The following is a 22,453-nucleotide window of genomic DNA, read 5'->3' as shown; positions in this document are numbered from 1 at the left end:
ATGCGTTCTCTAACCTTCCACCTGAAAGTCCTGATCACCATCCTGGTGTTGCTGGGCGTTTCGGTTACGGCCTATCAGATTTTCGTGCTCGGCATCCCGGTGACCGAAGACGCCACCGACGACCTGTGGAACATCGACGCCAAGGTCGAGTTCGTCGCCAGCACCAAGGATCCGGTGAAGATCCAGATGTTCGTGCCGCCCCTGAGCCGCGATTACGTCAGCCTCAATGAAAGCTTTATCTCCAACAACTACGGGGTGGCGGTCAACCGCGTCGACGGCAATCGCAAGGTCACCTGGTCGGCACGCCGGGCCAAGGGTAACCAGACCCTTTATTACCGTCTTGTGCTGACCAAGCGTTACACCGCCGAGAAAACCAAGATCAAAGGCCCGACCTTCCGCGACAGCATGGCCATCGAAGGCCCGGAAAAGATCGCCGCCGAAGCCCTGCTCGCCCCGATCCGCCAGCACTCGGCCGACGTCGAGACCTTCATTGGCGAGGCGATCAAACGCGTCAACAACGTCAACGACGACAACGTGAAACTGCTGCTGGCCGGCGATCCGTCGACGCCGCACAAAGCCAAGATCGTCGAGCTGCTGCTGTCCATTGCCCACGTACCGGTGGAAAAAGTCCACACCATCCGCCTCGTCGCCGATCAACCGCAAACCCCGGAACTGTGGCTGCGCAGCTTCAACGGCACCGACTGGCTGTATTTCAACCCGGAAACCGGCGAGCAAGGCCTGCCGACCGACCGCCTGCTGTGGTGGAGCGGTGATGAGAACCTGATCACCGTCGACGGCGGCAAGAAAGCCAACGTGACCTTCAGCCTGAACAACAGCGAGATGAACGCGATTCGTCTGGCCAAGCTGACCGACGAAAACACCGACGCCAACTTCCTCGAATACTCGCTGTACGGCCTGCCGCTGCAAACCCAGCAAACCTTCATGATCATGGTGATGATCCCGATCGGCGTGCTGGTGATCCTGATCCTGCGCAACCTGATCGGCCTGCAGACCCTCGGCACGTTCACGCCGGTGCTGATCGCCTTGGCCTTCCGCGAGACGCAACTGGGTTTCGGCATCCTGCTGTTTACTGTGATCACCGCGCTCGGGTTATCGCTGCGCTCGTATCTGGAACACCTGAAGCTGCAAATGCTGCCGCGCCTGTCGGTGGTGCTGACGTTCGTGGTGGTGCTGATCGCGGCGATCAGCCTGTTCAGTCACAAACTCGGTCTGGAGCGCGGTCTGTCGGTGGCGCTGTTCCCGATGGTGATTCTGACCATGACCATCGAACGCCTGTCGATCACCTGGGAAGAACGCGGTGCCAGCCATGCCATGAAAGTGGCGATCGGCACGCTGTTCGCGGCGTCCCTGGCGCACCTGATCATGACCGTTCCGGAGCTGGTGTACTTCGTGTTCACCTTCCCGGCGATCCTGCTGATTCTGGTGGGCTTCATGCTGGCCATGGGTCGCTATCGCGGTTATCGCCTGACTGAACTGGTGCGTTTCAAGGCTTTCCTGAAGAAGGCTGACGCCTGATGTTCGGTTTCTGGAAGACCTGGAAGGCCCTGGAAGCCCGGGGCATCATGGGCATCAATCGGCGTAACGCGGACTACGTGCTCAAGTACAACAAGCGCAGCCTGTACCCGATCGTCGATGACAAGATCATCACCAAGGAACGCGCGATCGAGGCCGGCATTCATGTGCCGGAACTGTATGGCGTGATTTCCACGGAGAAGGAAATCGACAAGCTCGGCGAGATCATCGGCGGGCGCAACGACTTCGTGATCAAGCCGGCCCAGGGCGCCGGCGGTGACGGCATCATCGTCATCGCCGACCGTTTCGAGGGCCGCTATCGCACGGTGTCGGGCAAGATCCTTGCCCACGAAGAGCTGGAGCATCATATCTCCAGCATCCTCACCGGCCTGTATTCGCTGGGCGGGCACCGCGACCGGGCGCTGATCGAATATCGGGTGACCCCGGACCAGATCTTCAAGAGCATCAGCTACGAAGGCGTGCCGGACATCCGCATCATCGTGCTGATGGGTTACCCGGTGATGGCGATGCTGCGTTTGCCGACCCGCCAGTCCGGCGGCAAGGCCAACCTGCACCAGGGCGCCATCGGCGTCGGTGTCGACCTGGCCACCGGCCTGACTTTGCGCGGCACCTGGCTGAACAACATCATCACCAAACACCCGGACACCACCAACGCGGTGGACGGCGTGCAACTGCCCTACTGGGACGGTTTCATGAAGCTCGCGGCCGGTTGTTATGAGCTGTGTGGCCTGGGTTACATCGGCGTGGACATGGTGCTGGACCAGGAGAAAGGCCCGCTGATTCTGGAGCTGAATGCGCGGCCGGGGCTGAATATCCAGATTGCCAACGACTGCGGGCTGACGTTGCGCACCCATGCGGTGGAAGCGCATCTGGAAGAACTCAAGGCGCGTGGTGTGACTGAATCGGTTGAAGAGCGGGTGGCGTTTGCTCAGGAGTTGTTTGGGCATATTCCGGCGGTCGAGGGATGAGTCGCACTACCTGCCGCCAATCTGCCAATCCCCGACATCCCCTCTAGGAGCAATTCCCGGAGGGGACTACAATCCCCACCCCGCCTCGATGGCCGATCTGCCCCGCCCATGTTGACCTGTTCCGTACACCCGCTGCCCTACCGCGCCAACCCCGCCGACTATTTCGCGGCCATCCGCCATGCGCCCGGCGCCGTGCTGCTCGACAGTGGCCGCCCGAGTGCCGACCGTGGCCGTTATGACCTGCTCAGCGCCTGGCCGCTGGAACAGCTGGCGGTTTTGCCGGACGAGCGCGGCGACGATTTCCTGCAACGTCTGCGGGATAATCTGACCCGGTTGGGCGACGCGCAATTGCCCGATGGGTACGAATTGCCTTTCGCCGGTGGCCTGATCGGTTACCTGAGCTACGACTTCGGCCGGCATCTGGAAAACCTGCCGAGTCAGGCCCGGGATGATCTGCAATTGCCCGATGCGCGTTTTGGTCTGTACGACTGGGCACTGATCAGCGACCACCAATCGGCCACCAGCCAACTGGTGTTTCACCCCTCGGTCAGCGCCAGCGAGAAACAACGACTGATCGATGTGTTCAGCCAACCGGTGAGCACCGCACTGACGCCTTTCAAGCTGAACAGCCCGATGGCAGCCGATCTCTCGGCAGATGAATACCGTCAGGCGTTCGAACGCATCCAGCATTACATCCAGGCCGGCGACTGCTATCAGGTCAATTTCGCCCAGCGTTTCCGCGCGCCGTGCCAGGGCGATCCATGGCTGGCCTACTGCAAATTGCGCGAGGCCTGCCCGACGCCGTTTTCCGGGTTCCAGAGCCTGCCCGACGGCAATGCAGTGCTGAGCCTGTCGCCCGAGCGTTTCGTCAAAGTCAGCCAGCGTCAGGTGGAAACCCGCCCGATCAAGGGCACCCGTCCCCGTGGCGCGAACCCGACCGAGGACGCGGCGAACGCCGCCGAACTGCTGGCCAGCCCCAAGGATCGTGCGGAAAACCTGATGATTGTCGACCTGCTGCGCAACGACCTGGGCCGCACCTGCCGCATCGGCTCGGTGCGGGTGCCGGAGTTGTTCAGCCTGGAAAGCTATCCGAACGTGCATCACCTGGTCAGCAGCGTAACCGGTGAACTGGCGGCGGATCGCGACGCCCTGGACCTGATTGCCGGCAGTTTCCCCGGCGGCTCGATCACCGGCGCACCGAAGATTCGTGCGATGCAGATCATCGACGAACTGGAGCCGACCCGACGCGGCTTGTATTGCGGTTCGTTGCTGTACCTGGACGTGCGCGGCGAGATGGACAGCTCTATCGCGATCCGCAGTCTGCTGGTGAAGGATGGACAGGTGTGCTGCTGGGGCGGTGGCGGGATCGTCGCCGATTCGGACTGGCTGGCGGAGTATCAGGAATCGATCACCAAGGTCAGAGTCCTGCTCGAAACCCTGCAAAACCTTTAACCGTTGATCGTTCCCACGTCGAGGCGTCGAACCGTCCGCGTGGGAACGATCATCAGGTGGCTAAAGGGATAAGTCGCGGTTCGAGGCTTTGAGGAATTCCTGCTTCAACTCGGCAAACGTATGCACCGCCGGAAACTGCGGAAACTCGCGAATAACGTTGTCCGGCGCATGGAACAGAATCCCCGCATCCGCTTCGCCGAGCATGCTGGTGTCGTTGTAGGAATCCCCCGCCGCAATCACCCGGTAATACAGGCTCTTGAAGGCCAGGACCGACTGACGTTTCGGATCTTTCTGACGCAACTGGTAGCTCGTCACCCGACCGCTGTCATCGGTAATAAGTCGGTGGCAGAGCAAGGTCGGAAAGCCCAGCTGACGCATCAGCGGCTGGGAAAACTCGTAGAAGGTGTCCGACAGAATCACCACCTGGAAACGCTCGCGCAGCCAGTCAACGAATTCCACCGCGCCGTCCAGCGGCTTGAGCGTGGCGATCACTTCCTGAATGTCCGAAAGTTTCAGGCCATGCTCGTCGAGGATACGCAGGCGCTGCTTCATCAGCACGTCGTAGTCGGGAATGTCCCGGGTGGTGGCCTTGAGCGATTCGATTCCGGTTTTTTCGGCGAAGGCGATCCAGATTTCCGGTACCAGCACCCCTTCAAGATCAAGACAGGCAATTTCCACAGGACACTCCATTTGTAATGTTTATTGAGCCGAGCGAGCCCGAACTCTAGCGGCTCGACCTGGAGCGCGCAACGCAGAGGCCGCCCCGGCGCGCGTTGCTTTTTGTTACCATCGCCGCCATATAGAGCGCCCAGCGCCACCGACCTGTAGGAAGCCGCCCTGATGAGCCCAACGTTCGACGTCGTGGAACTCGCCACGACCTATGCCAACAAATCCGCGCAGGACATCCTCAAACTCGCGTTCGCCGAGTTCGGCGATGACCTGTGGATATCTTTCAGTGGCGCCGAGGATGTGGTGCTGGTGGACATGGCCTGGAAGCTGAACAAGAACGTCAAGGTGTTCAGTCTCGACACCGGCCGCCTGCATCCGGAAACCTACCGTTTCATCGATCAGGTGCGCGAGCACTACAAGATCGACATCGAACTGGTCTCACCGGACTACACGAAACTTGAACCGTTCGTGAAGGAAAAAGGCCTGTTCAGCTTCTACAAGGACGGTCACGGCGAATGCTGCGGGATCCGCAAGATCGAGCCGCTGCGCCGCAAGTTGTCCGGCGTCAAAGCCTGGGCCACCGGCCAGCGCCGCGACCAGAGCCCAGGCACCCGCAGTGCCGTGGCGGTGATGGAAATCGATACAGCGTTCTCCACCCCGGAGCGCACCCTGTACAAGTTCAACCCGCTGGCGCAGATGACCAGCGAGGAAATCTGGGGCTACATCCGCATGCTGGAGCTGCCGTACAACAGCCTGCATGAACGCGGTTTCATCAGCATCGGCTGCGAACCGTGCACCCGCCCTGTCCTGCCGAACCAGCACGAACGTGAAGGCCGTTGGTGGTGGGAAGAAGCGACCCAGAAAGAATGCGGGTTGCATGCCGGGAACATCATCAGCAAGGCATAAGGTCCCCGATGCACTGTGGGAGCTAATCAGCTCCGACAGTGTTCTCTACCCGTTCTGAAAAATGTGTACACAGGATTGTCACCATCGGTGCCATTTATGTGTGCACTTTTCGTTTCTACGCCCTGAAAAGTTACATCAAGCTCCAGCAACACTCCCTCCCGACGCCCGCTAAAAACCCTCCCGAAAAATAAATACCTGTTCGAACGGTCAATTTATATCGCCTGAATTTCAGCAACTTAGCGAACCTCAATAACTTTTCGAAATCAACGACCGCTTTCATAGATCGCTGGCTGGCACAGATCTGGCTTTAGTGCATACATGTTTTGTATACAAAACTGCAGAACATGAACCCACACTTTCGATCCGCAAGCCTGAAGCGCCCTATCCCGTACAGGCTGCAGATGCCCCGAAACCAGTGATGTTTCACCGCCGCGACGAAGATCTGCCGAGCCCGAACGCTCATGCACAGTCATCGTGGCCCGAACATCAGGAGCCTGCCGGAATGCGTACGAGTCTCTCCAATAACAACATCGCGCTGAATCTGCCCGCCTCTTCATCCCTCGACCACAGCGTGCCCGGTGACGGGATCGCCGAACCGCTGCAATTGAGTCCACGCCTGCACAATAGTGACCTCGCACCGACCAAGGTCGAAGGACGGCGTTGGGGCAAATACAGCATCTTTGCCCTGTGGACCAACGATGTGCACAACATCGCCAATTACTCGTTTGCCATCGGTCTGTATGCCCTGGGCCTGGGCGGCTGGCAGATTTTGCTGTCGCTGGGGATCGGCGCGGCGCTGGTGTATTTCTTCATGAACCTGTCCGGCTATATGGGGCAGAAAACCGGCGTGCCGTTTCCGGTGATCAGCCGGATCAGTTTCGGCATTCATGGGGCACAGATTCCTGCATTGATCCGGGCGGTGATCGCCATCGCCTGGTTCGGGATTCAGACGTACCTGGCGTCAGTGGTGTTTCGCGTGCTGCTCACGGCGATCCATCCCGGTTTCGCCGACTACGATCACAACTCGATCCTCGGCCTGTCGAGCCTGGGCTGGGTGTGTTTCGTGGCGATCTGGTTCGTGCAACTGGCGATTCTGGCCTACGGCATGGAAATGGTGCGCCGCTACGAAGCCTTCGCCGGGCCGGTGATTCTGCTGACCGTCGCCTGCCTCGCCGCGTGGATGTACACCCAGGCCAACGCGACCATCGCCTGGTCGATCCGCGAGCCGCTGACCGGCGCCGAGATGTGGCGCAACATCTTTGCCGGCGGCGCCTTGTGGCTGGCGATTTACGGGACGCTGATCCTCAACTTCTGCGATTTCGCTCGCTCTTCACCGTGCCGCAAAACCATCAAGGTCGGAAATTTCTGGGGCCTGCCGGTGAATATTCTGGTGTTCGCCGGGATCACTGTCCTGCTGTGCGGTGCGCAATTTCAGATCAACGGCCGGATCATCGAAAGCCCGACCGAGATCATCGCGTCGATTCCCAACACGTTCTTTCTGGTACTCGGTTGCCTGGCGTTCCTGATCGTCACCGTGGCAGTGAACATCATGGCCAACTTCGTCGCCCCGGCCTTCGTGCTCAGCAACCTGGCGCCGAAATACCTGACCTTCCGCCGCGCCGGATTGATCAGCGCGACGATTGCGGTGCTGATCCTGCCGTGGAATCTCTACAACAGCCCGCTGGTGATCGTGTACTTCCTGTCCGGCCTCGGCGCCCTGCTCGGCCCGTTGTATGGCGTGATCATGGTCGACTACTGGCTGATCCGCAAAGGCCGGATCCACGTGCCGCAGCTGTACAGCGAACACCCGAACGGCGCGTATTACTACAGCCGCGGGGTCAATCTGCGGGCCGTTGCGGCGTTTATTCCGGCGGCGTTGATCGCCATCGTTCTGGCATTGGTGCCGGGCTTCCACAGCGTTTCGCCCTTCTCCTGGCTGATCGGCGCCGGCATTGCCGGGATGCTCTACCTGATCATCGCCAAACGCCAGCCGCACTACGCCGATGTCGACGGTGAAGCCATCGCCGTCGACAACGTCAGCCACTGAATCTTTTGGCGGCCCCTCGCGGGGCCGCAGAACCAACCGTAATAAGGACTTCCCATGCGCATTCTCGTGGTCAACGTCAACACCACCGAATCCATCACTCAGGCCATCGCTCGTTCGGCGCAGGCTGTCGCTTCCCCCGGCACCGAGATTGTCGGCCTGACGCCATACTTCGGCGCCGATTCAGTCGAGGGCAATTTCGAAAGTTATCTGGCGGCCATCGCCGTGATGGACCGGGTGATGTCCTACGACCAGCCGTTCGACGCGGTGATCCAGGCCGGCTACGGCGAGCACGGTCGTGAAGGTTTGCAGGAGTTGCTCAACGTGCCGGTGGTGGACATCACCGACGCGGCCGCCAGCACCGCGATGTACCTCGGCCACGCCTATTCGGTGGTGACCACGCTGGATCGCACCGTGCCGTTGATTGAGGATCGGCTGAAACTTTCCGGCCTGTGGGATCGCTGCGCCTCGGTGCGCGCCAGTGGCCTGGCGGTTCTGGAGCTGGAACACGAGCCGCAACGGGCGCTGGAAGCGATCGTGCATCAGGCGGAACTGGCGGTGACTCAAGATAAAGCCGAAGTGATCTGCCTGGGTTGCGGCGGCATGGCCGGGCTCGACGAGCAGATCCGTCAGCGCACAGGGGTGCCGGTGGTGGATGGCGTCACGGCGGCCGTGACCATCGCTGAATCGCTGGTACGGCTGGGTTTGTCGACCTCCAAGGTGCGCACGTATGCGACGCCACGGCCAAAAACCATCATCGGCTGGCCAGCACGTTTTGCGCGTTGAAGCGTTCGGCGAGACCCAGGGTTGAAAACTGCTCGATAACAAAATCGACGAACGCACGGGTCTTGCCCGGCAACAGTTTGTGTTCGGCGTAATAAATGGAGATGTTCCCGTCGTCGACGTACCAGTCCGGCAGGACCCGCTGCAAAGTCCCCGCCTCAAGGTAGCCGACCGCGAATGGCATGCTCACCAGTGCAATCCCCATCCCCTGCGCCGCCGTGGCGCAGGCGGCTTCGGAATCGCTCATGGTCATTCGTGCCTTGAGCGTCAGCGGGCTGTGTTGTTGCGTGCGGTGAGTCAACTGCCAGGAGCGCACGCGACCGGTTTGCGGTGAGCGGATCAGGATGCCGTCGTGCAGTGTGAGGTCGTCCGGTTCGCTGATCGGTGCGTACCGATCCAGATAATCCTTCGAGGCCACCAACACCCGATGCGCCGGCGTCAGCCTGCGGGCGACCACGCCTTGGGGCAGCTCGAAACCACCGCCAATCGCTGCGTCGAAACCTTGGCCGATCAGATCGACCTGGCGGTTATCGAAGTGCCAGTCCGGGTTGATCGCCGGAAACCTTCTCAAAAATTCTCCCAGCAACGGCACGATGTACAAGCGGCCGAACACCGTGCCCATGCTGACTTTCAGCGTGCCCGCCGGTTGGCCACCGGCGCTGGCCAGATTGTTCACGGCGTTCTGGATGGTGGTGAGACTGCCGCTGACCTCACTCAGAAACAACTGCCCCGCTTCCGTCAGGGTCAACCGACGGGTGCTACGCTGGAACAGCCTCACGCCGAGGCGCGCTTCCAGTTTCGCCACGCTTTTGCCCACGGCGGCCGGTGTCAGGCTCAGGCGTCGCGCGGCCTCGGCAAAGCTGCCGACTTCGGCGCTGCGCACGAAGCATTCGATACTGCTGAAGGTTTCCATGGCCGCCACTCTAAACTTTTGGTTTACACAGACTATAGCAACCACGGTCTACCCGCCTATTGGCGAGGGGCAGATACTCGACACCACACCAAGGCAGCCTGCCTTGAAACTTCTGGAGATCGAACATGACCACTCAACACCTCAGCGGTAAAGTCGCTCTGATTCAAGGCGGCTCTCGCGGCATCGGTGCCGCCATCGTCAAACGCCTGGCCGCTGAAGGCGCCGCGGTTGCCTTTACCTACGTCAGCTCGGCCGCCAAGGCTGAAGAACTGCAAAACAGCATCACCGCCACCGGCGGCAAAGCCCTGGCGATCAAGGCTGACAGCGCCGACGCCGGTGCCATCCGCAACGCGGTGAACGCCACTGTCGAAACCTTTGGCCGCCTCGACATCCTGGTCAACAACGCCGGTGTGCTGGCCGTCGCGCCGCTGGAAGACTTCAAACTGGAAGACTTCGACCAGACCCTGGCAATCAACGTGCGCAGCGTGTTCATCGCCAGCCAAGAAGCCGCCAAGCACATGGGCGAAGGCTCGCGCATCATCAACATCGGCAGCACCAACGCCGACCGCATGCCCTTCGCCGGTGGCGGCGTGTATGCGATGAGCAAATCCGCACTGGTCGGCCTGACCAAAGGCCTGGCCCGCGACCTCGGCCCACGCGGCATCACCATCAACAATGTTCAGCCAGGCCCGGTCGATACCGACATGAACCCGGCTCATGGCGAGTTCGCCGACAGCCTGATCCCGCTGATGGCGGTGGGTCGCTACGGTAAAGCCGAGGAAATCGCCAGCTTCGTGGCCTACCTCGCCAGCCCGGAGGCCGGTTACATCACCGGTGCCAGCCTGACCATCGACGGTGGTTTCGGCGCCTGATTGATCAGATAGTCGATAACGAAAAACGCCGCCCCTCCTTTGACAGAGGGGCGGCGTTTTTATGTCGGCGGTTTGATCAGGCCCAGTCGAGCGCCGGCAATCCGCATGCACTCGGCGTGAACGCTTTCAACGTGCGAAGAATCCCGTCGGCGTGTGCATATTTTTCATCGGCCATGGCGGCATCGGGAATGGCGATAGCGGTCATGCCGGCTGCTTTCGCGGCTGTCACGCCGAATGGCGAATCTTCGAACACCAGGCAATCTTCCGGCGCTACACCCAGGCGACGCGCTGCGGTAAGGAAGATGTCCGGTGCCGGTTTGGCTGCGCCGACTTCCGGGTCGTCAGCGGTGACGATGAAGTCGAACAGCGCGAACCAGTCGCGGTGCAAGGTGGTTTTCTGACCGAACGACTGACGCGATGAGCTGGTACCGACCGCAATCGGAATGTTGTGCGCCTTAAGGTGACGGATCAGTTCCTCGGCACCCGGCATCGCCTGCGCGGTGGGAAAGCGCTCGCGCATCAGCGGCTCGCGGATCACCAGAAACTCTTCGGCGGTGATCGGCAGGTCCAGCGCCTCAACCACGTAGCGCGCCAGATCGCCAGCGCCGCGACCAATGATGTTCTGCTTGATGCTCCAGTCGAAGGTACGCCCGTAACGCGCGGCAATCAGTGAGGTGACCTCGGTGTAGATGCCCTCGGTGTCCAGCAGCAAACCGTCCATGTCGAAAATCACGGCCTTGATCGGGCCAAACGCCTTCAGCGGTGCATTCATCATCGGATCCGTTATCAAAGACATCCCGAGCGGCGTGGATAGCGCCGCTGCTCGGATCTGATTAAAGGGTTCAGCAGCATAACGAGCGCAGCCGAGGTTGAGCAACGGGCAATGTCGGTTGTCCGCCGAACGCCCTCCCGCACATTTAGAGAATCGCCCTACAGACATCGCCTACTCGGCTGACTTCTTTCCTGTTCGATCCCCCGCAAAGTTTCGCGCCATTCCCCCGATGCGCGCGAGTGACTGCCAATGCTTCCACCTGATCCACTCCTGAAATTGAACAACAGCATCGGTTTGCTGGTGGTCGCTGCGCTGAACCCTGATCAGCCCGATGTCGAAAAGCTGTTTCAGGAATTTCGCCTCTGTCTCAACAACTATGACGCCTGGGCCGAGCAGTTCTGGACGGGCACCGCGCTGGGTGTCGAGCAGGTGTTCAAGGTCGGCAACGATGTCCGGCTCAGTGCACCGGTTGGCAGCCGCAGACCCATCAGTTCCTCCGTGGTCATGTGCCCCGCCACCGGCCCCCTGACGCTGGTGCACATGTTCGAAGCCGCACGGTTTGTGCCGATCGGCGACACGCCGGTGATCCTTGAACCGATCATTTCCGATGTCGACGGTGTTCCGGTTTTCGGCGAACCGCTGCATTACACCATCGGCCCCAGCGGCATTCTCAAGGTCGACGATTGCGACCGGGGCCAGCGTTATCGCATCACCTTCTTTCCCGATGTTTCCACTGCGCATATCCGGACGTTATACGCCTCGTATCAAGGCCTCATCGATGGTCTGGAAGGCTGGTTACGTGAGGAATGGAAAGGGTTTCAACCGCAGTGGACAGAGTTTTCCAGCGCCGGCTTCACCGAGCGTTACGGGCAGCTGCAACAGGCTGACTGGCACGGTTTCGAATCCGCCCTGAATGGCGTCTGGGACGACGTGAAGCAGCTGTTTGCCCTGCTTGCAGACTTGCAGGCCAACAGCGAAAAGCTTCTGCAGTACCTGTCCAGCGCTGAACTGGATGCCTTGCTCGAGGCGTCCAGCGAGGCCATCGCCAATGGCCTGCTGATGCTCGGCGATGAGCCGTTGCTGTTCATTTATCTGGCGGCCTTTACCAGTTGGCTGAAGATGTTGCCGCCGCAGTATCTGGCCGAGGTGGTGGCTGAGGTTCGCGCTGAGCTGCTGGTCAGTTTTCTGCTGATGTGCGTGTCGGGTGGCATGGGCGTGCCGCTGCGGTTGAGCACCCAGGTATTGGGCAAGATCAAGTCACCCCGTGCGCGGGAATGGCTGGCGGCATCGGCGTTGCGGCTGGCAGAGCTGACCTCGGCGCCTGACCTGACCCGCCATGCGAGCGCTTTGAAACCGTTGATGGTCAATGCGCGGCAGGCGCCATTGCGGCCGACACCGGCCATTCCGCTGGAAATTCGTACGGCCGATTCGCTGGTACTGACGGTGCCCAATCCGGCGGCCATTGCCCGCGACAAGCCCCACGGCATGACACGAATGGAACGGCATGAGCCTCGGGATGATGTTTCGGATCAGGCGAAAAATCCCAACGGTGACAGTGCCGATTGTGCACCGAGGACCTGCACCAATGGCTGCCCGGTGTCGATGGTCACCGGTGAGGAACTGCTGACCCTGACTGACGGTGTGCTCGATGGGTTGTTGCCATTTGAGTTCAGCCGTTTGTATCGCAGCAGTGCGGCCGAGATCGACGTCGGGCTGGGGTTTGGCTGGAGTCACTCGCTGGCGCATCGGCTGGAGATTGATGGCGCTTCGGTGGTCTGGGTCGACCATGAGAACCGGCGCACGCGGTTTCCGTTGCCGAATGTCGAGCGGCCGGCCATTCACAACAGCTTGTCGCGGGCGGCGATCTTTCTCGGGGATGAGCCGGAGGAGTTGATCGTTGCGCTGGCGGGGGACGCGGCGCGGTTTTATCACTTTCGGGTTGGGCGTCTGACGGCTGTCAGCGATGCGTATGGCAATCGTCTGACCGTGCATCGGGATCTTTCCGACCGGATTCAGCGCCTGGACAACGGGGCTGGCCGTTCCTTGTTGCTGCGCTATGAGCGAGCGCATCTGGTTGCGGTCGATTATCAGGTTTGGCGCGATGCGGTCTGGCGCACCGAGCAAACGCTGGCCAGCTACCGCTTTGATGCCCGCCATCGATTGATCGAGGCGTCGAACGCCGTCGGCGAGACTGAGCGTTACGACTACGACGACCAGCACGTCATCCTGCAACGGCAACTGGCCGGCGGTGCGAGTTTTTACTGGGCGTGGGAGCGTGCCGGCAAGGCAGCGCGTTGCGTGCGGCACTGGGCGTCGTTTTCGCAGATGGATACGCGTTACGTCTGGGATGACGCCGGCAGTGTCACGGTGCAGTACGTCGACGGCACTGAAGAAACCTACGTCCACGACGATACGGCGCGGCTGGTGCGTCAGGTCGCCGCCGATGGTGGCGAACAGCTCAAGGCCTACGACGCGCAGGGCCGGCTGATTGCCGAGCAGGATGCGCTGGGCGCGGTCACCGAATACCGCTATGACGACGCCGGGCGGCTGATCGCGCTGATTCCGCCGGACGATGCGCCGACGTCCTACGAATACCGCAACGGTTTCCTGCACAGCCGTTCGCGTGGCGATGCGGTGTGGACGTACCGGCGCAATGCCCAGGGTGATATCACCGAAGCGGTCGACCCGGATGGCCACGTCACCCATTACCACTACGACCCGCAGGGGCGGTTGCTGTCGGTCCGTTATCCGGACAGTGGTCGGCATGTGTTCATGTGGAATGACCTGGGCCAGTTGGTCGAGGAGAGCTTGCCGGACGGTGGGGTTCGGAAGTTTTCCTACGATCTTCAGGGGCGGCGGATTACTGCGCAGGACGAACACGGTGCGGTCACTCGCCACGCGTGGGACGCCGTTGGCCGGCTGATCCAGACCACCTCGCCGAATGGCGCCACCCGCGCCTGGTCCTACAGCGCCTACGGCCAGATCACCGCCGAACGCGATGAGCTGGGGCGCATCACCCGCTACGAATATGACGACGACCTGCATTTGGTCAGCCGCCGGATCAACCCCGACGGCACGCGGCTGCAGTACCGCTACGACCATGCGCAGCTGCTGCTGACGGAAATCGAGAACGAGTCGGGCGAAAAGTACCGGCTGGACTACACGCCCACCGGACTGATCCGACAGGAAACCGGCTTCGATGGCCGGCGTACGGCGTATGCCTACGACCGCAACGGCCACCTGCTGGAAAAGACCGAGTTCGGCGACGACGGCTCGACGTTGGTCACCACTTACCAGCGCGACAGCGCCGGGCGATTGCTGCTCAAGACCCTGCCGGACGGGGTCGAGGTCACCTACCGCTATGACCGCCTCGGTCGGCTGGTCGGCGTGGATGACGGCCAGGATCACCCGCTGGCTTTCGAATACGACCTGCAGGACCGGCTGGTGCGCGAGCATCAGGGCTGGGGCACCTTGCGTTACACCTACGACGCCTGCGGCCAACTCACTCGCATGCGTCTGCCGGACAACAGCAAGCTCGACTACCACTACGCCAAGGGCGGCGCGCTGACCGCGATCGACCTCAACGGCGCCTTGCTGACCCGCCACGTCTACCAGAACGGCCGCGAACAGCAACGCCAGCAAGGCCTGCTGCTCAGCGAATATGCCTACGACGAACAGGGCCGGTTGCGGGTTCATTCTGTTCATCAACATGACCGAGCGCTGTACCTGCGCCACTACAGTTACGCGGTCAATGGCAACCTCGCATCTATCGCCGACAGCCGTCACGGTCAACGTAGCTATTACTACGACGCCCTCGACCGTCTGGCCAGCGTGCGCCACACCCGCGACGACCTGCCGGAAAACTTCGCCCACGACCCGGCCGGCAACCTGCTGATGCAGGACCGTCCGGGGCCGGCACAGATCAAGGGCAATCGCCTGCTGATGCAGGGCGACCGTCATTACGACTACGACGCCTTCGGCAACCTGATCCGCGAACGCCGCGGCCGCGCGCAACAACTTGTCACTGCATACCGCTACGACAGCCAGCACCGCCTGATCGGCCTGACCCGTCCCGACGGCAGCAGCGCCACCTACCAGTACGACGCCTTCGGCCGGCGCATCCGCAAAACCGTCAACGGCCAGACCACCGAGTTTTTCTGGCAAGGCGACCACCTGATCGCCGAAAGCAGCAAGGAACAACACCGCAGCTTCATCTACGAACCCGGCACCTTCCGCCCGCTGGCGATGCTCGACGGCAAAGGCCCGAAACGCGCCTGCCCGTTCTACTACCAACTCGACCACCTCGGCACCCCGCAGGAGTTGACCGACTACAGCGGCGAGATCGTCTGGTCCGCCAAATACAGCGCCTACGGCAAGGTCACCTCGCTGGAGCTGGCAACCGAGGACTACCTGAACCAGCCGCTGCGCTTTCAGGGGCAATATTTCGATGACGAAAGCGGGCTGCATTACAACCGGCACCGGTATTACGACCCGGACGTGGGACGGTACCTGACGCCGGATCCGGTGAAGCTGGCGGGTGGGTTGAATCAGTACCGGTACGTGCCGAATCCGACGGGGTGGGTGGATCCGTTGGGGTTGACGTCCAATTGTCCGCCGCCGAATAAGCCGGGGTGTCCGGTTCCAGATGAAAGTAATGGGGTTAAGGTTGATCAGGGGGAACCGAATCTACCGGAGATTGCTCAAAATATAGATCCAAAAATTTTGAAGCGAGTACATACAATAGAGGGAAAAACCTCAACCAAGAAAGTTGACAACTTTAAAAATAAAATGCGTGACGGTTACAACTCAGCATATCCCATTGACGTTATAGAACATGACGGCAGCCTATACATACTGGACGGACACCATCGTGCAGCGGCTGCACGGCAAACTGCGACCAACGTGACAATTAGACTCATAACCGATCTCAACACATACAACGGCTCTCTAAAAAGCATTGAGGACGTATTAGACTCAGCAAATAATGTAGGTTTAGACAGATTGGAGCACCGGAGGAGAAGATGAGTGATCAAAATGAAGCTTTGGAAATCCTGATAAATGACTTCATCTCCACAGTGGAGTCTGGCACCTTGGTATTTGAGCGTGAATTTGGCACCCGAGATATTCGAAGGCTCTGGCATACAAAGGCAATAGAGCGATGCGGAACAGTCACTGGAGGCGTTAAGTATGAATTACATGGAATAGGATGCTTTATCCACTTACCGAAAGAAACCGTAGACTTTGACTATGGCCCTAACGGTGAAATCAATGGATTTGATATTTGGCGCCTATACAACTTCGCTTGCGATAGACCATCCAAGCATAAAAAATATTGCGATGAAAAAATTGTTGAAAAAGAATTCATAGAATATGTAAAGCTGAAAAAAATCAAAAAAATGTCAGCCATAAGTAATCTTTATATATTGGCTGACTCGAGAGATGCAGATTAGGCGACACCACAAAAAAGGGCCTGTTGACTCAGGCCCTTAAAACCAATCCAAACTCGCCTCCCTCACACCCATTCAAGATGCTATCTAAACGGACAGGACGCGAATATTGGTGGAGAAAATATTGAAGTCTCATTTAGGTGTGCACCAAGCTCAATGAAGGGAGTGCCCGTTCACTCATCATCATCAAAATCCTCATACTCAAGCTCTTCCTCACCCTCCATAAGCGGAACCGTCGCATCATCCATCAACGACCCCGGATCTTCATTCCCCGGATCATTGATAAACGGCAATCCGCTGGGGCCTTTTTCTTCCTTGCCTTCGGTTTCGGGGGTCATGGCGCACCTCATTAATCTCAAATGTGTAAACGTTCGAAAAGTATGGCCGCTAATCGTTCCAGCGCATGACGCGCAGGCGCAAAAAACCCGGCATAAAGCCGGGTTTCCGTAGAACCGATCACTCAACGATGACGGTTCTTGTGTTTGTTCTTGTGCTTGTGACCACCGCCGGAGTGCGACTTGCCGCCATCGTCACCCAGGTTGTTGCCGACCGCACCACCCGCTGCGCCGCCCAGCCCTGCGCCGATGGTCGAACCGGTGGAGCCGCCGAGGCTGTTGCCGATCACTGAACCGCCAGCGGCACCGAGGCCACCGCCAATGGCGGCTTCCGTGCGGTTGCGTTTGTTCGCTCCGACGGCACTGCCGGCTGCACCACCAACACCAGCGCCCACCGCAGCACCGGTGCTGCCGCCGAGTTGGCCGCCAACCACGTTGCCCAGCGCGCCACCCAATCCGCCACCCACGGCGGCTGTGCCATCACCAGCGGCCATGGCGCCTTGGGCCACCAATAATCCCAAAACCAATGCGGATAATGTCAAGCGCATACAGACCTCACAAGTCCCGGATCGGGACGGTACGCCCGCGGAGGGGGCTATGTGGCATTGGAGGGGATTTCGGGAAAAACGTTCAGCAACGAAAAGGCCCGGCATCAAACCGGGCCTTTTCAGACATGCGTTGGCAATCAGTGACGTTTGTGACCCTTGGACAGGTTGCTGCCCACCGCACCACCGGCTGCGCCGCCCAGGCCAGCACCGATAGTGGCGCCCGTTCTGCCACCCAGGCTGTTGCCGATGACCGAACCGCCCGCCGCACCGACGCCGCCGCCGATGGCTGCTTTGGTACGAGCACCTTTTTTGGCAGCCAGTGCACTGCCGGCCGCACCCGCTACACCAGCACCAATCGCTGCACCGGTGCTGCCGCCCATTTTCTGGCCAACCACGTTACCCAGCGCGCCGCCGAGACCGCCACCCAGTGCGGCGGTACCGTCACCAGCCATTGCACCTTGAGCAACCAGAAGCCCCAGAACCAGAGCAGGCAGAGTTAAACGCATGACGAAAACCTCAACAGAAGGAAGAAAAAAGGGCGCAGATTGAATGCTGTTGTCGCGGCAATGTCCAGCGTTGCAGCGCACTTGGCGCCGATTGGACAGCGGATATGGAAAAGGTTTTATAACGGACAAAAAAAAGCCCGCTGGGGAGACGGGCTGGAGACTTGCTTTCTAACGGATGGCTTCACCCTACTCAGGCGGGTGTGAAAAGTTTGTGAAAAAACCGGACAAAAGCTTCAATCAATGTAGGACGCTTCTCCACCAGGCAGGCATAAAAAACCCCGTTCAATGACGGGGCTCTGCGGGATAGAACTCACTTTCTGGAGCGGGTGGTGACCTTGGGCAGAAACTTCGCCTTCGGGCCCTTGGGTGCCGTGGACTTGATCTTGCCGGTCTGCACCGGATCCTCGCCAAACCCGGCCTGATACTCCGTCTGGCCGCAGCGCACGCAATTGTTGAATGAAAATTCAGCCCCGTCGTCTTCGATGTACGGATCAGTCATCTTTGCTCCCCTTCTCAAATGCGGGCCGACACTGGCAAACCCTTTTGCCTGAAAAAATATCGACCTCCAAGGCTTTTGAGACTAGCCGGTCATTCCTGGACTTGTGGTTCAGATCACCCGGAGCCCGACGAATGGCCTACGGAAATTAAACACATTGGGGAACCGTTGGTCCCATGCGGCTAAAGATTTGCGGCGACCGGCCGCTGCCCTTTTTCCTACGCAATGAATCTCAAGGAGAGAACATGGAAATCAAAGGATTCCCGACACTGCCTGTTGTAAAACTCACGGATGAACAGATCGCCGCCGGCAAGGCCGGGGCGGAGAAACTCAAGGAAAAGATCGCTTCGGGTGAAATCGTCATCAAGCAGCCGACCGGACCGAGTCCGTTGCAGCCTGGCGTGATCTACCACCCGGACCCCGTTCAGCCAGTTCAACCCGGCGATACGCCGCCTCTCGTCGCGATCGACACGCCGCTGACCTACGATTCGAAAGGCACCATCCTGCTCAAACCGCAGGGCTGATTATCAGCACAGAGCCCATTCCGTTGAATGGGCTCACTAGCCTCAGCGCAACTTGACCGCCGTACCGGTCGCAAACACCACCACCATGCCACCCTTCCCTGCCGGCATGCTGATCTCGAAATCCACCCCGACCACCGCATCCGCCTGCAAAGCCCGCGCACGTTCCTTGATCTCGTCAGTCGCCTGGATACGTGCCTCCTTCAATGCCCGCTCCAGCGTCTGCGAACGCCCACCGAAAAAGTCGCGCATGCCCGCGAACATATCGCGAATCACATTCACGCCCTGCACCGACTCGGCACTGACGATGTCCAGATACGCCGTAATCTGCCGGCCTTCGATGGAGTGGGTGGTGGAAATGATCATGGAGGTCGTCCTTTTACATACCGGATAAAACCGCGATTGTAATGCCCTGGCAAAGGGAAGCCGAAGCAATCTCTGTGACCAAAAACCAGACGCCAGAATGCACAAAACCCCTGGCTTCTTTCGAAACCAGGGGTTTTGTTTACATCGAATTTGGCGGTGAAGGAGAGATTCGAACTCTCGATACAGTTTCCTGTATACACACTTTCCAGGCGTGCTCCTTAAGCCACTCGGACACTTCACCGTATCTCTTCAAACATGTTCTGTCTGTCGAGGCGCGCTAATGTAGTCGAAAGCTTTTCTGATGGCAAACTTTTTTTCAGAATTTTCATGCGGTTAAGCGAAAAAGCCGCGACCGCCATCGAGAGTCCATGGCGATCCGGCCAATCTCGGGTAAACGCGGTCCTTCTATATAGGCGCGCAGGCGTCAGGCACCGGGCGCGTTGCAGCGTATCGGCCGGTAAACGGTGACTGGCGGGTCAGTCACAGTGCTTTACCTGACCGGCGACGGTGGGTAACGTCTGCCCATCTTTCTTATAAGGAATTGCGCCATGAGCGACCTGATTGCCTACCACCTCGAAGACGGTATCGCGACCCTGACCCTGAGCAACGGCAAGGTCAACGCCATTTCCCCGGACGTGATCGCGGCCTTCAACGCGGCGCTGGATCAGGCGGTGGCGGATCGTGCCGTGGTGATCATCACTGGCCAGCCGGGCATTCTCTCTGGCGGCTACGACCTGAAAGTAATGACCGCCGGCCCTAAAGAAGCCGTGTCTCTGGTGACTGCGGGTTCGACTCTGGCCCGTCGTCTGCTGTCGCACCCGTTCCCGGTGATCGTTGCTTGCCCGGGCCATGCCGTGGCCAAGGGCGCGTTCATTCTGTTGTCCGCCGACTACCGGATCGGTGTCGACGGCCCGTTCAGCATTGGTTTGAACGAAGTGCAGATCGGCATGACCATGCATCACGCCGGTATCGAGCTGGCTCGTGACCGCCTGCGTCGCTCGGCCTTCCATCGTTCGGTGATCAATGGTGAGATGTTTGATCCGCAAAGCGCAGTGGATGCCGGTTTCCTCGACAAGGTTGTAGCGGCCGAAGAGCTGCAAGGCACCGCCCTCGCCGCTGCGCGTCAGTTGAAGAAGATCAACATGACCGCGCACAAGAACACCAAGTTGAAAGTGCGCAAGGCGCTGCTGGAAGCCCTGGACAACGCGATCATTCAGGATCAAGAGCATCTGGGCTGATAGCCGGCTTGCACCGATTCAGAAAAGCCCGACCGTCGTGTCGGGCTTTTTCTTACACGCCCAGTTAAAAACTCTGCGGCAGCTCTAGGACGCCTCTGACCAACAAGTCGGAAACATGCGCTTAAACATCGCCCATCTCCGGACTCTATAGCGGCAATTGCCGAAAACAGTGCACATCCGTACACTGCGCCACCTTTTGTCCCGATGGGCCTGAAAATGCTGTTCGTGTTTCGTATGTTGTTGATGGGCCTGCACTTTATTCTGGCGGGAATCCTCGGTGTGATCCTCGGGCTGTGCCGCCCATTCAATCCGGACAACAGTCGCCTGTGCGCCCGTCTCTATGCACTGCCGGCCATGTGCATTTTGCGTTTGCGGGTGAAAGCCGATGTCGGGCCGTTGATGAACAAACCCGACAGCTGCGTGATCATCGCCAACCATCAGTCCAACTATGACCTGTTCGTGTTCGGCAACGTGGTGCCGCGCCGTACCGTGTGCATCGGCAAAAAGAGCCTGAAGTGGGTGCCACTGTTCGGGCAACTGTTCTGGCTGGCGGGCAACGTGTTGATCGATCGTGGGAACGCGCACAAGGCGCGTCAGTCGATGCTGACCACCACCGACACTTTGCAGCACAAAGACACCTCGATCTGGGTCTTCCCGGAAGGCACCCGCAACCTGGGTGAAGAACTGCTGCCATTCAAGAAAGGTGCGTTTCAGATGGCCATCGCCGCCGGGGTACCGATCGTTCCGGTGTGTGTCAGCAGCTACATCAAGCACATGCGCCTGAACCGCTGGCACAGCGGGAAAGTTCTCATACGCTCGTTGCCGGCGATTCCTACCGCTGGCCTGACCATGGATGACATGCCCATGCTCATCAACCAGTGCCGCGAACAGATGCGCGAATGCATCGATGCGATGGACCGGCAGCTGCAAGCTGCGTGAAAAAGAAGCCCGCCCTGTGCGGGTTTTCTTTTGCCCGGTGAACTGTGCAGATTTCACTGACTCTCAAGCAGCGACACGGCTAAGCTGAAGCCATGTCTCCCCTGCCATCTGCCAAGAAGAAGTGAATCACCACCATGGGTCGAGTTGTTGCTGCTGCGGTTTACAGCGCTGGTAAGAAAGTCACCAATATTTCCCTCGACGAAGGCGCGGCCTGGGCCGCCAAGACCGGCCACTTCGTCTGGATCGGCCTCGAAGAGCCGAGCGCCCAGGAACTGTCCAACCTGCAACGCCAGTTCAACCTGCACGAACTGGCCATCGAAGACGCTCTCGAAAAACACAGCCGGCCGAAGCTGGAAACCTTTGGCGACGCGCTGTTCATCGTCACCTACTCGCCGGTGCGCGAACACGGGATTCTGCAGTTCATCGAAACCCATATCTTCGCCGGTAACGGCTACATCATCACCGCCCGCAACGGTCATTCGGCGTCCTACGCCCAAGTGCGCCAGCGCTGTGAGGCACGGCCGCTGCTGCTGGAACACGGGGAAGATTTCGTACTGTATGCGCTGCTGGATTTCGTGATCGAGAACTATCAGCCGGTGGGCGAAGCGATCCACGCCGAGATCGATGAGCTGGAACGCAACGTGCTGTGCAGTGCGCTCAATGAACACGACATCCAGAAACTCCATGGCCTGCGCCGAGACGTCTTGCGTTTGCGCCGTTACGCGGCGCCGATGGTGGAAATCGGCGAGGAGCTGCAGAAGCTGAGCTTCCCCTTCATCGACAAGAACATGCGCCCATACTTCCGTGATGTGCAGATCCATGTCACGCGGCAGATGGAAGACCTGACCACCCTGGCCGACATTGCCAGCCAGACCATCGAAATCGGCGTGCTGCTGGAGGCGTCACGCCAGAGCGTGGTGCAGCGCAAATTCGCCGCGTGGGCGGCGATTCTGGCGTTCCCCACGGCAGTGGCGGGGATCTACGGGATGAACTTCCAGAACATGCCGGAGCTGAGCTGGCACTACGGCTATTTCGGCGTGCTGGGCTTTATCACGGTCGGCTGCGTGAGCCTGTGGGCGAGTTTCAAGAAATCCGGCTGGCTATAAGAAAAAACGCCCCCGTGC

At 59.6% G+C, this 22,453-nt stretch carries 21 protein-coding genes and 1 tRNA gene; 13 read left to right on the top strand and 9 right to left on the bottom strand.

The window, feature by feature from the left end; genetic code table 11:
* From K3819_RS09355 to pabB, 3 genes are all read left to right on the top strand, one after another.
* Entirely contained in the window at positions 1-1,536 is a 1,536-nt protein-coding gene (locus K3819_RS09355) for an inactive transglutaminase family protein (protein WP_007951967.1), read from the top strand.
* Complete coding sequence (locus tag K3819_RS09350; protein ID WP_039769976.1) at positions 1,536-2,522, top strand: alpha-L-glutamate ligase-like protein; 987 nt, start codon at positions 1,536-1,538, stop codon at positions 2,520-2,522. The genes K3819_RS09355 and K3819_RS09350 overlap by 1 nt, the downstream gene beginning before the upstream one ends.
* Before the next feature lie 108 nt (positions 2,523-2,630).
* Positions 2,631-3,974, top strand: coding sequence for an aminodeoxychorismate synthase component I (gene pabB / locus K3819_RS09345; RefSeq protein WP_085613272.1), 1,344 nt, complete (start codon positions 2,631-2,633; stop codon positions 3,972-3,974).
* A 60-nt stretch (positions 3,975-4,034) separates the two neighbouring features.
* Here the strand turns inward: pabB and thrH are convergent, their stop codons facing one another.
* Positions 4,035-4,652 (bottom strand): bifunctional phosphoserine phosphatase/homoserine phosphotransferase ThrH, encoded by a 618-nt coding sequence (thrH, locus tag K3819_RS09340; protein ID WP_041067615.1) that lies wholly within the window; start codon positions 4,650-4,652, stop codon positions 4,035-4,037.
* 162 nt (positions 4,653-4,814) lie between these two features.
* Between thrH and K3819_RS09335 the strand changes: the two genes are divergently transcribed.
* The 3 genes from K3819_RS09335 to K3819_RS09325 all read left to right on the top strand — a co-directional run bounded on the left by K3819_RS09335 (position 4,815) and on the right by K3819_RS09325 (position 8,379).
* The gene (locus K3819_RS09335) at positions 4,815-5,549 is read left to right on the top strand and encodes a phosphoadenylyl-sulfate reductase (RefSeq protein WP_007960132.1); all 735 of its coding nucleotides are present in this window, start codon (positions 4,815-4,817) and stop codon (positions 5,547-5,549) included.
* A 502-nt stretch (positions 5,550-6,051) separates the two neighbouring features.
* Positions 6,052-7,596 carry an NCS1 family nucleobase:cation symporter-1 gene (locus K3819_RS09330; RefSeq protein ID WP_221399097.1) on the top strand — a complete coding sequence of 515 codons (1,545 nt, stop codon included), beginning with the start codon at positions 6,052-6,054 and terminating at the stop codon, positions 7,594-7,596.
* A gap of 54 nt (positions 7,597-7,650) precedes the next feature.
* Positions 7,651-8,379 (top strand): aspartate/glutamate racemase family protein, encoded by a 729-nt coding sequence (locus K3819_RS09325; protein ID WP_064594658.1) that lies wholly within the window; start codon positions 7,651-7,653, stop codon positions 8,377-8,379.
* Here K3819_RS09325 and K3819_RS09320 read toward each other — a convergent pair.
* A complete protein-coding gene (locus K3819_RS09320; RefSeq protein WP_085613270.1) occupies positions 8,348-9,289 on the bottom strand; it encodes a LysR family transcriptional regulator in 942 nt (313 codons plus the stop codon). The genes K3819_RS09325 and K3819_RS09320 overlap by 32 nt on opposite strands.
* A 125-nt stretch (positions 9,290-9,414) precedes the next feature.
* Between K3819_RS09320 and K3819_RS09315 the strand changes: the two genes are divergently transcribed.
* The gene (locus tag K3819_RS09315; RefSeq protein WP_085613269.1) at positions 9,415-10,161 is read left to right on the top strand and encodes a 3-oxoacyl-ACP reductase family protein; all 747 of its coding nucleotides are present in this window, start codon (positions 9,415-9,417) and stop codon (positions 10,159-10,161) included.
* 76 nt (positions 10,162-10,237) lie between these two features.
* On the opposite strand, the gene K3819_RS09310 is transcribed toward K3819_RS09315, so the two are convergent.
* The gene (locus K3819_RS09310) at positions 10,238-10,933 is read right to left on the bottom strand and encodes an HAD-IA family hydrolase (protein WP_039769963.1); all 696 of its coding nucleotides are present in this window, start codon (positions 10,931-10,933) and stop codon (positions 10,238-10,240) included.
* Between the two features lie 249 nt (positions 10,934-11,182).
* On the opposite strand from K3819_RS09310, the gene K3819_RS29670 reads away from it, so the two are divergent.
* Together K3819_RS29670 and K3819_RS09300 are read left to right on the top strand one after the other, a co-directional pair.
* Entirely contained in the window at positions 11,183-15,958 is a 4,776-nt protein-coding gene (locus K3819_RS29670) for an RHS repeat-associated core domain-containing protein (RefSeq protein WP_221399096.1), read from the top strand.
* Positions 15,955-16,383 carry a DUF6896 domain-containing protein gene (locus K3819_RS09300; RefSeq protein ID WP_221399095.1) on the top strand — a complete coding sequence of 143 codons (429 nt, stop codon included), beginning with the start codon at positions 15,955-15,957 and terminating at the stop codon, positions 16,381-16,383. The genes K3819_RS29670 and K3819_RS09300 overlap by 4 nt, the downstream gene beginning before the upstream one ends.
* Positions 16,384-16,553: 170 nt before the next feature.
* Here the strand turns inward: K3819_RS09300 and K3819_RS09295 are convergent, their stop codons facing one another.
* The 4 genes from K3819_RS09295 to K3819_RS09280 form a co-directional block, all read right to left on the bottom strand.
* Positions 16,554-16,718, bottom strand: coding sequence for a hypothetical protein (locus K3819_RS09295; protein ID WP_169429543.1), 165 nt, complete (start codon positions 16,716-16,718; stop codon positions 16,554-16,556).
* A gap of 122 nt (positions 16,719-16,840) precedes the next feature.
* On the bottom strand, positions 16,841-17,263 hold the full coding sequence (locus K3819_RS09290; RefSeq protein WP_085649385.1) for a YMGG-like glycine zipper-containing protein: 423 nt from the start codon (positions 17,261-17,263) through the stop codon (positions 16,841-16,843).
* Between the two features lie 137 nt (positions 17,264-17,400).
* On the bottom strand, positions 17,401-17,769 hold the full coding sequence (locus tag K3819_RS09285; protein ID WP_007952176.1) for a glycine zipper domain-containing protein: 369 nt from the start codon (positions 17,767-17,769) through the stop codon (positions 17,401-17,403).
* Positions 17,770-18,079: 310 nt separating this feature from the next.
* Complete coding sequence (locus K3819_RS09280; protein WP_039769953.1) at positions 18,080-18,268, bottom strand: hypothetical protein; 189 nt, start codon at positions 18,266-18,268, stop codon at positions 18,080-18,082.
* Positions 18,269-18,510: 242 nt separating this feature from the next.
* Here K3819_RS09280 and K3819_RS09275 point away from each other — a divergent pair, with 242 nt between their 5' ends.
* A complete protein-coding gene (locus K3819_RS09275) occupies positions 18,511-18,789 on the top strand; it encodes a hypothetical protein (protein ID WP_064594653.1) in 279 nt (92 codons plus the stop codon).
* Between the two features lie 42 nt (positions 18,790-18,831).
* On the opposite strand, the gene K3819_RS09270 is transcribed toward K3819_RS09275, so the two are convergent.
* Together K3819_RS09270 and K3819_RS09265 are read right to left on the bottom strand one after the other, a co-directional pair.
* The gene (locus tag K3819_RS09270; RefSeq protein ID WP_039769949.1) at positions 18,832-19,152 is read right to left on the bottom strand and encodes a YbjQ family protein; all 321 of its coding nucleotides are present in this window, start codon (positions 19,150-19,152) and stop codon (positions 18,832-18,834) included.
* A gap of 151 nt (positions 19,153-19,303) precedes the next feature.
* A tRNA-Ser gene (locus K3819_RS09265) sits at positions 19,304-19,393 on the bottom strand.
* Between the two features lie 307 nt (positions 19,394-19,700).
* Here K3819_RS09265 and K3819_RS09260 point away from each other — a divergent pair.
* From K3819_RS09260 to K3819_RS09250, 3 genes are all read left to right on the top strand, one after another.
* Complete coding sequence (locus K3819_RS09260) at positions 19,701-20,390, top strand: crotonase/enoyl-CoA hydratase family protein (protein ID WP_085613478.1); 690 nt, start codon at positions 19,701-19,703, stop codon at positions 20,388-20,390.
* 216 nt (positions 20,391-20,606) lie between these two features.
* Positions 20,607-21,329, top strand: coding sequence for a 1-acylglycerol-3-phosphate O-acyltransferase (locus tag K3819_RS09255; RefSeq protein ID WP_085613517.1), 723 nt, complete (start codon positions 20,607-20,609; stop codon positions 21,327-21,329).
* A 134-nt stretch (positions 21,330-21,463) separates the two neighbouring features.
* A complete protein-coding gene (locus K3819_RS09250) occupies positions 21,464-22,435 on the top strand; it encodes a magnesium and cobalt transport protein CorA (RefSeq protein ID WP_064594647.1) in 972 nt (323 codons plus the stop codon).
* The last annotated feature ends 18 nt before the right edge of the window (positions 22,436-22,453 follow it).

Source organism: Pseudomonas sp. 3-2 (assembly GCF_019710535.1).
In the GTDB taxonomy this organism is placed as follows: Bacteria; Pseudomonadota; Gammaproteobacteria; order Pseudomonadales; family Pseudomonadaceae; genus Aquipseudomonas; species Aquipseudomonas pharyngis.
Note: the sequence above shows the minus strand (reverse complement) of the source record. Positions and strands in the feature narration are given on the sequence as shown.